The organism is Candidatus Symbiopectobacterium sp. NZEC151, assembly GCF_025962655.1.
GTDB lineage: Bacteria > Pseudomonadota > Gammaproteobacteria > Enterobacterales > Enterobacteriaceae > Symbiopectobacterium.
Map to the genome: position 1 here is coordinate 418,324 of NZ_JAGFPE010000001.1, position 12,103 is coordinate 430,426.

A 12,103-nucleotide genomic window follows, 5' to 3' on the forward strand; every position below is an offset into this window, starting at 1 on the left:
GCACCGCGCTTACTTTAATTGACTTTTATTTACGATATATTTATTTTCAGTGCGGGATGAATAGCGGGCTGTATATTAACTGAACGCAATATTAAGATTTATCTGTATTTTACTGCCGGGTGGGAATTAATTTTAGTTTCGTGGTCATCGTTTTTTAATGATTAAAAATCATCATGTTATGCATTCATTGAAAATATTTGTTACATCTGTAGGCCGTTTGATAAATATTTAATGCGCAGCATCATCGGTTTTTTTTGTTATATTAACCCTGCTTAAACTTCTTTCATAAGATGAATTCGAGGCAGTATATGAAAAAATTTGCGTGTCTTTCCGCACTGGCTTGCGTATTTGCAGTAAGCGCAGGTTCCGCATTCGCCGGCCAAAGTACCGTATCCGCCGGTTATGCTCAGGGTGATGCCCAGGGCGTGGTGAACAAAGCGAAAGGTTTTAACCTTAAATACCGCTATGAGTTTGACGACAGCCAGGTTGGCGTGATCAGCTCCTTCACCTATCTGGAAGACAGCCAGTCCAACGACGGTTACTACAATAAAGGCCAATACATGGGCTTTACTGCGGGCCCGGCTTACCGTATCAATGATTGGGCAAGCGTCTACGGCGTGATTGGCCTGAGCCACGGTAAATACACTTACAATGCGGCTGACGGTACTGATAACAACCATAATGATGATTATGGTTTCACCTACGGTGCTGGTCTGCAATTCAACCCGATTCAGGACGTTGCCCTGGATGTTGGTTATGAACAAAGCCGTATCCGCAGCATCGATGTTGGCACCTGGGCGGTTGGCGTAGGCTACCGTTTCTAACGGTGTCGCGCGGTCAGAAAATCAATTCTGAACCGGAATGCGATGTCATATAAAAATCCGCCATCATGGCGGATTTTTTTTGTCTGTAGCACGAAACGATAGCGCTAAGATGGCTGATTATTATCTTGACGTTAAGATAATTTGTGCAAAAATACGCGGTACGAACGTAAGCGACTACCTGCGTTTTTCATGGCACAACCCTCAGCGGTAAGATAACAATCACAGGATCATTTTATGCCCGCTTCCTCCAGGCACTCACGCCAGTTTCTCTTTATCGCCATTCTGCTGCTTGGGATAAACCTGCGCCCGATTCTGGCCGTGGTTGGTCCGTTGCTTGAACAAATTCAGCAGGCTACTGGTCTGGACGACAGTCAGGCTGGTCTGTTAACCACGCTGCCGATTTTGGCAATGGGGATCTGTGCGCTTTATGGCGGCTGGTTGCAACGTCATCTGGGGGAGTATCGCGGCATTCTGCTCGGCATTACCATCATTATGGTCGCTTGTCTGGTGCGTTTTCCATGGGATTCACGCGCTGGGTTGCTGGTGAGTGCGGCGCTTGGTGGGGTAGGGATTGCGTTAATTCAGGCATTGGTGCCGTCGTTTATCAAGCGCTTCTTTCTCCAGCGCAGCAGTCTGTTGATGGGGCTTTATACCACGGGGATCATGGCGGGGGCAGCCGTTGCTGCGGCGACGGCCTCGCCGTTATCGGGTCTCGCTGGTTGGTCTGGTGCGTTGGCATTTTGGGGTATCCTTGCATTTATCGCGCTGTTGGTCTGGCGCAAAGCGCCGTCTTCGCGTGAGGCTCACGAGCCGAATGCGATTTATCACCCTGCGCCGCACGGTTTGCAACATTGGGCCTTGATGCTGTTCTTTGGGATAGGAACGGGCGCTTACTCGCTGGTGCTTGCCTGGCTACCACCCTATTACATGCAGTTAGGCTGGAGTGCCGCGCAAAGTGGCTTTTTGCTGGGAGGGTTAACGCTGACGGAGGTGTGTGCGGGGTTGGCCGTTTCCGCATTGATTTCGCGCTTTCCCGATCGGCGTATGCTGCTGGTGCCGATACTGGTGTTACTGCTGGCAGGCATGATGCTGCTGTTGATCGCACCGCTGTCTCTGGCTTTTGTCGCGATGGTTCTTCTCGGGATGGGTATCGGCGCGCTGTTTCCACTTTCGCTAATTGTTGCACTCGATCATGCAACAAATGTGCAAGAAACCGGTCGATTGATGGGCTTTGTTCAAGGCGGTGGCTATATCATCGCGAGCGTGATGCCGACGCTCGCGGGTGTCATTCGACAGCACACCGAAGGGTTGGAACAAGCCTGGACCATCATGGCATGGGGTGTGGTGGTGCTTATTGTGATGGCATTTCGCTTTCGGCCATTGAACGTCCGCAAAACGCTCGGGCGCTAATGTAGCGCTGCTGGTCAAGCCAATAACGTCTACCGCGTATTAAGCGGCGGGAGGCCGGTAGCGCCACAGCCACCGGCCGCTGGTCATACGGCGATAGTACAACAGGCCGCGCACAATCCAGTCAAAGAACATGCCCATCCATACGCCGATAACGCCAAAGCCGAGCCAGATACCCAGGATATAACCCGCCACAATGCGGCATCCCCACATGCTCGCCATGGCTACCCACATGGTGTAACTGGCATCTTTTGCCCCTTTCAAACCCGCAGGCACCACCCAGGCCGCGGCCCAAAAGGGGGTGAATAGCGCGTTCAGCCACAGCAACTGCTTGGCAACCTCAATAACTTCCGGCTCGTTGGTATACAGTGATGACAGGAAACTGGCCGAAGGTATTGAGGATAAGGCGAGGATGCATAAACCGATATTGGAAAGCACAAAAATATACTGCAACTGGCGAATCGACTGAAAAACCTGCCCTTTACCCAGGCGTGTTCCAACGATGATGGTGGCTGTCGACCCCAGGGCATTGCCGGGGAGGTTGATCAGTGCTGCGATAGAGAAGGCGATAAAATTGCCCGCGATAACCTCTGTGCCCATTCCGGCGACAAAGCGCTGTGTGATCAACTTGCCCAGATTAAACATCACGGATTCTACGCTGGCAGGAATACCGATGCTTAACACTTCATACAGAATGGTGTAAGTGAAAGGGGCAAAATAGGATTTGAACGGAATGCGCAGTGCACCGTTAAAGCCGTGCATCAACGTGAGGATCACAAACACCGCACCGATATAGCGTGACAGCGTCGTGCCAATACCTGCGCCATAAAACCCCAGACCCTGCCAGGAAAAAATCCCGTATATCAGCACACTACTGATCAGTATGTTGAGGATGTTCATGCCGATGTTGATAAACATCGGCAGCTTGGTATTACCGGCACCGCGCAGCGCCCCACAGCCGACTAACGCAATCGCCATGGCCGGATAGCTCCAGCCAGTTTGCCGTAGGAACACCAGCGCCAACGCTTTAACATGTGGATCGGCGGAACCGGCAATCAGGTCGATAATGGCTTCACCTGCCAGTTCAATCAGCAACACTAACAAAAAGGAGACCAGTACCAGCAAAGACATAGACTGACGCGTTGCAGCGCGGGCCTGTTTGCGATTGCGCTGGCCCAGACTGAATGCCACCACGACTGCTGTGCCCAGCGCGACGGCGGTAAAGAAAGCGATGATGAGCATGTTGAAACTGTCGGCCAGACCCACGGCGGCCATGGATTCCTTGCCCAACCAACTGACAAGAAAGGTGCTGAATACCCCCATCAGTACCACACACAGTCCTTCGATAAAAATGGGCACGGCCAGCGGTGTGATCTCACGCCAGAGCAGAACACGGTTTGAGTGCCGCTTTTTGTACCAATCCGTTTGGTGATATCTATTGACTAATCGAGAGAAGTTTTTCATGCACCGCTTTGAATGTATTCTGAATAAGACCTGGTTGCGCAACAGTGTCATCGCGATAACGCTACCTGCTGGTATCATTACGCAAAGCCGCGATAGTGTGTCTTGTTTTACTACTGAAAACGTTGATCTGACTAATGATCGCCCCCAACAGTACGTCAGGTGCAGAAGAAATCTGAAACAGTGGACCGATTTTTAATAGAGTAACAGCCAACCGAACGATGCTCCAGCCCTGGTCACACTTTTAAGAGAAAACGCTTGATTTGTTTTAATCTTAATTTTAGCATTTACTTAATTAAGGCTATTCTAAAGTAATAATGATGCCAGATGCAGTGAGTGAATTGCAGCGGCGTGCCCATGACGCTGCGTTGTTGTTAAAGGCGATGGCCAATGCCAATCGATTACTGATCCTGTGTATGCTGGTTGAGCGTCAGCAGGTGAGTGCTGGCGCACTCGGGCAGGCGTGCGGCTTGAGCCCTTCTGCCACATCGCAGCATTTGGCGCGTATGCGTTCTGAAGGGTTGGTCGTCGCTCAGCGTGAAGGCACGACAATGTTATACGCGATCGCTAACCACGATCTGGAACGTATCATCACGACGCTCAAAGACATTTATTGTCCTTGAATAGAGAGGAATACCATGGCAACTCTGCCCTACCTTTCCCCGTTAGATGCTCGGCAGCGTCAGGCTGATGGGGCGTTGATGGTCGACATTCGCCAGACCGCTGAATTCCAGCGTGAGCACATTGCGCAATCACGCCTGTATTCACTGGCGGATCACGCCAACCAACCGCCGGGAATCACACTACCCGCGAATAACACGGTGGTTTTTTACTGTTTATCAGGGGCGCGCTGCGAACAATATGCACAACAGATAGCAGCACTGGTTCCCGGGCAAAACGCATTTTTGCTGGAAGGGGGACTCAACGCCTGGAAAAAGGCGGGTTTGCCGGTTGACGTGGACCGCTCTCAACCGCTGCCAGTGATGCGCCAGGTGCAAATTGTCGCCGGTGGGCTAACAGCGATAAGCGTTGTCTTGGGGTACACGCTGCATCCGGCTTTTTTTAGTGTCGCCGGTTTCATCGGTGCGGGATTGGTGTTTGCGGGTATCAGCGGATTTTGCGGTATGGCCAGATTGCTAATGCACATGCCTTGGAATAAGCGCCGTGGCCTTAATGGCTAAAACACGGGTTTGGTGCGTCAGCCAAAGCGGTTTCAGATAAAAAAAACCCCGACTGGAGTCGGGGCAAAGGTATCTAGAACCTTACTTATAAGGCGGTGCAGAGTATATAATTCAAAACAGCGTTCATACAATATAAAACAGCGTTTTATTTATCTGGATTGTGACGGCTATCTTGCTTTGCTGTTACGTCACGTCAGACGCTGCTTGCCCAGAAAAGCCAACGCCGCATAGCGTAAGGCTAGATTGACGCTATTTTTACGTTGGTCTCATCGAGACGAGAGGCATCCAGCACCTCTTTCAGTTCGACATTATCACCCTCAATAGAAAGACATCGAAACAAGGTGCGATCTTCAATCAGCACTTCCGCTTCATGCAGGTTTTGGGTAAACCCGCTGATGGCGTGTGCGGTATGGGTGACATGGATTTTATACAAGACTTGATGGGGTCCTTTACCGGCTTTGTGGGCCATCGCGATATTCTTGTCGGCGGAGGTGGATACAAATTTTTTAACCAGAAGTGTATCTCCGGGTTTTAAGGTCGCCCGGAGCTCGGGGGATAACTCGCCACCGCGATATACCACACCGTGAAAACTGGGCAGTTTGTTCAGCAACGACCGTATATTTGTCACCATCTGGAATGATTGTTCTGCGAACAGCGGACTCAAGAAGTGTTCAGGCATGTCGAGTTCAAGATACTCATTGATCATGTCAGAAACGTTGCGCGTGTAATCGTTAATGGCGCGTCGTTCGGCGGCGTTTGTCTGGTATTGTCCTCCGCCGCGCTCCCGATATTGGTTATAAAGGCTGGCGGCGGGGCGGGAAGCGCCAAGCGTCTCCATTATCGCTTCTGTTGGCGTGTGGATATACTGTTCACCCTGCAACAGGCTGAATTGAAATGTGGCAATCTCTTTGCGGCGTCGAAAGGTCGCTAACAACCCCGTTCTTTTCCGTGCATAGATGGTAAACACATTTTCCTTTTCCTTTATTCTAAAAAACCTGTCATCTAAGCCGATAAATTTCTTACCTTCAATATTGATAAATAAAGCCGGGTGCGCAGGATCTCGACCAATGATCATGGCATCTTCTTTGGTAAATCCCCTATCCCTGTTCCTGGTGAGGGCATCTTGAATGGATGTTGATATCCGAGTACAGGATGTGCCAGGCGCTCGGCGAGTACGGCATTCTGTATAGCTAACGCGTTCAAGGGGAGGTTGTTTTCTTTCAAAGTAACTGCCATCAAATAAAACGATCTCCCGATCATCATCAAGAACATACATGCCTTGAAATGTACCGGGGCGTACAGCATAAAAACGGTTTTTGATACAAATGGCTAATTTATCGGTAGCAGAATGTGGGTCTGAATAATGGAAAATGCCCTGCGCATCGGGTTTGGTCTCAGAGAAAAAGGCCTTATCCAGTTCAGGAAGGTTGTGCGTGCGTAGGTTAATGTGATGTGTGGCTGACAGCATCTCCGGTTCGGGGATATTGACGTTGACGTGCTCGAAAGAAAGGGTGTTATCAAGCACCACCGCGCGGCTCTCTTGTGCCAGTGAGTTTTTTATTTTATCAATAAACTCATAACCCTCTGTATTAAAACGACCGACCTTGTCTAACGTTATCATCAAGACAAGGTTGACGATGTCGTTCGATACTTTATTCCATTCTTGTTGCCTTTCCTCGCTGGTATCGCCTTCGAAAGCGTGTTCGAGATGAATTGCCAACGCAGCAAGAGGAGTGATTGGATTGGGCAGAATGGCCGAGGCATCAATGTCTCTTTCCCAGATGTCGCGAGTGACTTCGGCATCTGATGTTATCCGCGAATCCAGATCGCTGAAAAAACATTCGCGCTGCCTGTTCGCCATAAAAGTGAAGAAGGTTGAGGATGCAATAGGTGTGCGCTGTGCGCCTATTTTGTGTTTATCCCGTTCGCGATTAACGCTATTGGATTGTGACGTTAACCAATTATCTATGCCTGAGTAGATTACCCCATCCTGGCGGTTTTTGAGTGAAAAGTGAGAAGCGATGCTCTCCTTACGGGCGTTATCATGACCGCTATCGAGCACCCAATTTCGCATATCCTCTATACTGTCAAACTCAGCAAATTTATTCTCAGCTCTGGGTAGATACAGCGTAACACGGCGATTGCTGTTATTGTAAAAAACGATGAGATCGGTCGCCTGATAACCATTAATATCAAATAACCACGCCGTTACATTGTTATTTTTAGTCAACCCGGTTCCCGACAATAGATCAGATATCGCGCGGTGACTGAGTTGTTGAGAGGAGAGGTTGATAATAAAATCGATAAAGTTCTTTTTGCTATGGATGCCCTTGTTATTAAAGATGTCGGTGTAGATGGATGAGGCTTGTTGGTAAAAGTTGATATCCCACACCAGCTGGATAAACGTTGTTGGAAGTAGTTGAACTTCGTTTTCCCGGTCAAAGACATTGGCAGTATCAGGTGCAACGCGATAAATACCGGATTGGCTATTTACCGAAACCAGATTTTCCTGAGCATCAGCGGGGAAGTTTCGTAGCAGGTAGCTTGACAACGATCCATATTCTATCGGTTTTCCCGTGAAGCACCAACCACTAAAGCAATCCGAGCAACTCATCGCTGAATTGAACAGCATAAAGTAATTTTTATCTGGATCGATATCCAGATTGAATTTCTCTTTTAAGTTTTTTTTCATGATTGAGGCGGCCAGCGTTGTCAAAGAAGGCATTCGTTTCTGGTAATCAGCATAAAATTTCTTTAATGACATACCTGCATTTTCAAAAAAGATATCTCCTCTTTTTTTATCCACCGTATAGTAAGTTTTTTCGTCATTGGTAATGATGCCCGTTTTGCCAAACACATATATCTTTTCGGGCGATGACGCTGCCGAATGCGTGGCTCCATCGGTTATTGAATAGGTCGCTTCTCTGATTTTCCTGCGGTTTTTTTTTCATTATCATCGGTACATTGTTGGTGATTTGTTGTGATCTTTGTTTTGATGGGCAAACGTGCATCTAAAAAGGGCAGCGTTTGATTATATTTTTTTAATGCCAGCGGGGGAGGGGGGATGTCTAGGTTTTCGCCAGTGAGCACCGTATGTCCACGGACGTGATTCAGTAATAACATAAAGCATATTATTTGTTTTAATTGCAAACGGCGCCCCCTGTGTTGACAAGCATGATATGAGGGGGCGATGTTTTTAATATTCAAAGTGAATGTTATTTCTTGACTCTTGTTATACACTTTGTGTGATGCTTTCTTATTGCACTGCTTTGCATTTACTTCCATTTTATCATGATGATAATTTCCTATGAGCGCTCTATGCTGGTTTATGGTTATAGCCATAATGGTTGACCTCCTGTTTTCGGTTAGTAATAGACCTGAATAACATGTGGAAATAAGTAATAGGTTCTCTGAAAGGCGCCAAAATGAGCATAACGTTTAGGTGAAAAGAAAAAAAACTATTTCCGCTCTTTCCGCAATCAAATGGGTGAGGGTGATTACTGTTGTAAATCTGATGCTGTTGTAGGGAAATAATCCGTAATGAAACTGTTAGCACGGTGGTATATGGCAGATGAATCGCCTATGATAGCATCTGGTTAACCACTTTATGTCCTACCCATGACTATTTCTGTAAAAAACGATTATCATATCGAGCCATTATTGAGTGAATGGCGCACCCTGGTTGACATCACGCAGCCGGAAGCGCATGCCCTGCTGATATCCCTGAGTGATGATGAAATACGCTATCTGGTAGACCACTTTTATGATTACATGCTCAACGATGAGCATGCGCATCGCTATCTGAATACCCGCCAGGTCACAGAACAGTTAAGTATCAGTATGTTCCACTGGTTGCGCAGCGTGTTGGGCAGCTCTCAGCAAGATTTGGCTACGCTACTCGCCCAACAGCACCATGTGGGCGTGGTGCACGCACGCATTGGTCTGCCTATCGATTTGGTGGCACGCGGTGCCCGTAAATTAAAAAACGATCTCTATCCGCTGTTAACCAATAAAGGGGAACACTCTCCTTTTGTTATCAATAGCGCGCTTTGTTTTAGCGGATTGGCAATGGATACCGCTCTGGAAGCGATGACCATAGCCTATTCCCCTACCTATAAAAATGCCATGCGCGATCAGGAACGCTATCGCGTATTGAGCGTGTACGATGACGTTAGCGTAGAACGAGAAAGGCAGCTTGGGGCGCTAATGAACTGGGAAAACCAGTTTATCTATCACGTGGCGACAGAATTACCTTTGGCTGACATTACCCCCCTGGGGCGCTCGGAATTTGGATTATGGTTCTCTCACAAGGGAAAACACCTGTTTGGTTTCCCCGATCTGCTGCGTGAAACGGATACGCTGATCGACAAAGTTGACAGTGAAATCGATGTCGCTTCACCAGGGCAGGTTTCTCAGTCGGAGGAGCGCATGCGCCTGTTACGCCATGTGCGGCAACTCACCGGGCAAATTACGCTGATTATCACGTCCATGTTTGATGAACTGGTCAAGTTTGAAAACGGTAAGGACACTCTGACAAACCTGCTGAATCGGCGTTTTATTCCGACCATTATGCGCCGGGAAATTGCGCTGGCGACCAGCGACAGAAAACCCTTTACGGTAGTGATGATGGACGTGGACCATTTTAAACAGGTTAACGATCGCTACGGTCACGACACCGGCGATGCAACGCTGAAAAGTATTTCAGCCATGATCTACGATCACGTTCGCAGCAGTGATTATGTCTTCCGCTATGGCGGGGAAGAGTTCATGGTGCTGTTAGTGGAAACGTCGCTGCATCAGGCAAAGGTGATCGTCGATACATTGCGTGAAAAGGTGGCCGCAACGGCGATCAGCGCCTTCGGTAGCCAATCGTTTTCCGTTACCCTCAGCATTGGGGTGGCTGAGTTTGATTACCACCCGGATTACCAGCGACTGATCGATAAAGCGGACGCGGCGCTCTATCAGGCCAAAACCAGCGGCCGTAATCGGGTTGAATTACACGGTCGAGACCCTATTTATTCATAAGGGCCGTGTTTCATGTCTATGGGCAACAAGATTGTGTCGGCGAGCATTGAGAGCGGCAGATCGATAATCACCAGGTATTTCCACCAGCGATCCTGAAGCAGCCACTGCACGCCGGGATAGTATTGGTGGCCCTGTCCTTGTCCTTTGACCGTTCGGCTTATGATACTGCCACAGCCAGACAGTTGGCTGGTGATGATCAATGCAATCAGGAATCGTTTCACGGTGTAAACTCGGTTAGCCACTGGGCGGTGAGATAGTGGTGACATAGTGGTGAGACATAGTCTACCTGATAATCAGCGCGGTGCGCGGTATCCGCCTGCTGACAACAAAAGATCAATGCACCTGGCGTCTGCGGTGCTCTTTTTCTTCATACATCACGGTGTCGGCCGCACGCAGGGCTTCATCCGGCGTACTTAGCGCCGGGTTGATGGCAATGGTGCCGATACTGGCTCCCGCGTAGTCTATGTGACAGCCCTCAAGCGCATAGTGTCCAATCAATAATGGACTCAATCGTGCTTTGAAGGTCTGCGCGGCATCCTTAGCATTTTCATCAAGATAAGGGCCTGTCGTCGCGACGATGAATTCATCACCGCCAATACGTCCCAGCATATCTTCTGCGCGTATCCCTTGACTCAGTCGCTGGCCTACTGCACACAGAAAATCATCACCCGTCTCATGCCCGTAGCGGTCGTTAATCAGCTTAAACCCATCCAAATCGATAAAGGCGATGACAACAAAACGTTTAGTGCCTTGCGCTTGTGAGAATAATTGGGGTAACTGATTGAACACCGATCGTCGGTTGGGCAACTGGGTCAACTCATCGGTGTAGGAGAACGCGGTCAGCGCTGCGTTGGCGTCCTGTAATTGGCAGAGTAGCTGCTCTTTCTGGATATATTGAGCAATCAGCTCGGCAAACAGCTGTAATATTTGTTCGCTGCGGCCATCCAGTTTCTGTTTTTCACCGCTGACCGCGCACAGCGTGCCGTACAACGAACCGTCATCCAGACGTACCGGCGTGGTGACGTAGGTGGTGATACCCAGCTGTTTCGCCGCTTGAGAATCGCCCCAATGGCTGGGCACATCGTCAATAATACAGCGGTCTTCCGCTAACGCCCGTCGACAGAGCGTGTCCTCCCAGGGAACGGAAAGCCCTTCGGGGATCTGCATTTTTTTGCTATTACGGGAGAAAAGCACGTGTTGCAAATTTTTACCGGATTCAATACGGGTGAGGTATGTGGATTCCATATTGGTGACAAGTTCAAGCATTTCGAGAAGTTGTCTGACTAACCCCTCGAGTGATTTTTCTGACACCAGCACCGATGAAATCCGTGCGATCAGTGTTTCCTGCATAACCTTTTCCCCCGTATCACTTCAGCTCAACGCACCTTAATTGCGTTGTTTATATAACTATTATATCTGAGAAGAGGACATGTGAAATTGGAATAATCTACAGGTGATGGGTCATTATTAGGTCTATTTGTCGGTCACGTTGACCCTCTGGAGCTCAATGGATGTGGCGTATTCACGTGATCGGCATCAATGCTGAAGGGCGTAGGGCAGCGTAGCGTAACATGCCTACGAAGCATTGATGAGTGGGGCTGCTTTATGAAGAAGATGTTAACCATGGCAACGGTTGGATTGTTGATGACAATGAATGTGGCATCGGCTTCTGTGCAGGTGGGATTCAGCCCTGAAGGGAGTGCAAGAGCGCTGGTGCTGGAAGTGATCAATAACGCTAGCAAATCGATTGACTTGATCGGCTATGCGTTTCAATCGCCAGATATTGTGCACGCCTTGGTAGCGGCGCAAAAACGCGGCGTTGAGGTGCGCTGTGTGATTGACTATAAGCGCAACCAAAATAAAACCAGCAGGTCGGTAATCGAGTATGCCAGGGAGAATAATGTCCAGGTCCGTTTGAGCAAGCATTACCCTATTCAACATGATAAAACGATGATTATCGACGGCAACACTGTTGAAACGGGGTCTTTCAATTTTGCGCGCTCTGCTGAATTTGAAAATTCAGAGAATGTCCTGATTATACGCGATGAGCCTGCTATCGTAGCCGCCTATCAATCGCACTTTACCAGCCGTTGGAACCTTGGGAAATAATCCCTTGGTCATTTAACGCTTATCCCTGATGCGCGAATGACAACACGCTCATCGCTGAGTGCTTTCCTTCCTGCTTTACGGTTTTTGCTTTTGGCA

Annotated in this window: 11 protein-coding genes; 6 read left to right on the forward strand and 5 right to left on the reverse strand. The window is 48.8% G+C overall.

The window, feature by feature from the left end:
• Positions 1-308 precede the first annotated feature (308 nt).
• Together ompX and J5067_RS01895 are read left to right on the forward strand one after the other, a co-directional pair.
• A complete protein-coding gene (ompX, locus tag J5067_RS01890) occupies positions 309-824 on the forward strand; it encodes an outer membrane protein OmpX (protein WP_264642157.1) in 516 nt (171 codons plus the stop codon).
• Between the two features lie 234 nt (positions 825-1,058).
• The gene (locus J5067_RS01895; RefSeq protein WP_264650302.1) at positions 1,059-2,234 is read left to right on the forward strand and encodes an MFS transporter; all 1,176 of its coding nucleotides are present in this window, start codon (positions 1,059-1,061) and stop codon (positions 2,232-2,234) included.
• 39 nt (positions 2,235-2,273) lie between these two features.
• Here the strand turns inward: J5067_RS01895 and J5067_RS01900 are convergent, their stop codons facing one another.
• On the reverse strand, positions 2,274-3,695 hold the full coding sequence (locus tag J5067_RS01900; protein ID WP_264650303.1) for an EmmdR/YeeO family multidrug/toxin efflux MATE transporter: 1,422 nt from the start codon (positions 3,693-3,695) through the stop codon (positions 2,274-2,276).
• Positions 3,696-4,012: 317 nt separating this feature from the next.
• Between J5067_RS01900 and J5067_RS01905 the strand changes: the two genes are divergently transcribed.
• Both J5067_RS01905 and J5067_RS01910 read left to right on the forward strand, forming a co-directional pair.
• Positions 4,013-4,315: a helix-turn-helix transcriptional regulator gene (locus J5067_RS01905; protein WP_264628100.1), complete on the forward strand. Its 303-nt coding sequence runs from the start codon at positions 4,013-4,015 to the stop codon at positions 4,313-4,315.
• A 15-nt stretch (positions 4,316-4,330) separates the two neighbouring features.
• Complete coding sequence (locus J5067_RS01910; protein ID WP_264642160.1) at positions 4,331-4,873, forward strand: rhodanese family protein; 543 nt, start codon at positions 4,331-4,333, stop codon at positions 4,871-4,873.
• A 238-nt stretch (positions 4,874-5,111) separates the two neighbouring features.
• On the opposite strand, the gene J5067_RS01915 is transcribed toward J5067_RS01910, so the two are convergent.
• A complete protein-coding gene (locus J5067_RS01915) occupies positions 5,112-7,730 on the reverse strand; it encodes an ADP-ribosyltransferase (protein ID WP_264650304.1) in 2,619 nt (872 codons plus the stop codon).
• Between the two features lie 47 nt (positions 7,731-7,777).
• Entirely contained in the window at positions 7,778-8,215 is a 438-nt protein-coding gene (locus J5067_RS01920) for a hypothetical protein (RefSeq protein WP_264627569.1), read from the reverse strand.
• A 276-nt stretch (positions 8,216-8,491) separates the two neighbouring features.
• On the opposite strand from J5067_RS01920, the gene J5067_RS01925 reads away from it, so the two are divergent.
• Complete coding sequence (locus J5067_RS01925; protein WP_264627568.1) at positions 8,492-9,898, forward strand: GGDEF domain-containing protein; 1,407 nt, start codon at positions 8,492-8,494, stop codon at positions 9,896-9,898.
• Here J5067_RS01925 and J5067_RS01930 read toward each other — a convergent pair.
• Both J5067_RS01930 and J5067_RS01935 read right to left on the reverse strand, forming a co-directional pair.
• Positions 9,889-10,164, reverse strand: coding sequence for a YceK/YidQ family lipoprotein (locus J5067_RS01930; protein ID WP_264627567.1), 276 nt, complete (start codon positions 10,162-10,164; stop codon positions 9,889-9,891). The genes J5067_RS01925 and J5067_RS01930 overlap by 10 nt on opposite strands.
• 67 nt (positions 10,165-10,231) lie before the next feature.
• Entirely contained in the window at positions 10,232-11,248 is a 1,017-nt protein-coding gene (locus J5067_RS01935; RefSeq protein ID WP_264627566.1) for a diguanylate cyclase, read from the reverse strand.
• Between the two features lie 255 nt (positions 11,249-11,503).
• Between J5067_RS01935 and J5067_RS01940 the strand changes: the two genes are divergently transcribed.
• Entirely contained in the window at positions 11,504-12,007 is a 504-nt protein-coding gene (locus J5067_RS01940; protein WP_264627565.1) for a phospholipase D family protein, read from the forward strand.
• Positions 12,008-12,103 lie beyond the last annotated feature (96 nt).

What these genes read in the sequence shown, in the direction of transcription:
- ompX (WP_264642157.1), top strand. Translation starts at nt 309, where the DNA reads ATGAAAAAATTTGCGTGTCTTTCCGCACTGGCTTGCGTATTTGCAGTA.
- J5067_RS01895 (WP_264650302.1), top strand. Translation starts at nt 1,059, where the DNA reads ATGCCCGCTTCCTCCAGGCACTCACGCCAGTTTCTCTTTATCGCCATT.
- J5067_RS01900 (WP_264650303.1), bottom strand. Translation starts at nt 3,695, where the DNA reads ATGAAAAACTTCTCTCGATTAGTCAATAGATATCACCAAACGGATTGG.
- J5067_RS01905 (WP_264628100.1), top strand. Translation starts at nt 4,013, where the DNA reads ATGCCAGATGCAGTGAGTGAATTGCAGCGGCGTGCCCATGACGCTGCG.
- J5067_RS01910 (WP_264642160.1), top strand. Translation starts at nt 4,331, where the DNA reads ATGGCAACTCTGCCCTACCTTTCCCCGTTAGATGCTCGGCAGCGTCAG.
- J5067_RS01920 (WP_264627569.1), bottom strand. Translation starts at nt 8,215, where the DNA reads ATGGCTATAACCATAAACCAGCATAGAGCGCTCATAGGAAATTATCAT.
- J5067_RS01925 (WP_264627568.1), top strand. Translation starts at nt 8,492, where the DNA reads ATGACTATTTCTGTAAAAAACGATTATCATATCGAGCCATTATTGAGT.
- J5067_RS01930 (WP_264627567.1), bottom strand. Translation starts at nt 10,164, where the DNA reads ATGTCACCACTATCTCACCGCCCAGTGGCTAACCGAGTTTACACCGTG.
- J5067_RS01935 (WP_264627566.1), bottom strand. Translation starts at nt 11,248, where the DNA reads ATGCAGGAAACACTGATCGCACGGATTTCATCGGTGCTGGTGTCAGAA.
- J5067_RS01940 (WP_264627565.1), top strand. Translation starts at nt 11,504, where the DNA reads ATGAAGAAGATGTTAACCATGGCAACGGTTGGATTGTTGATGACAATG.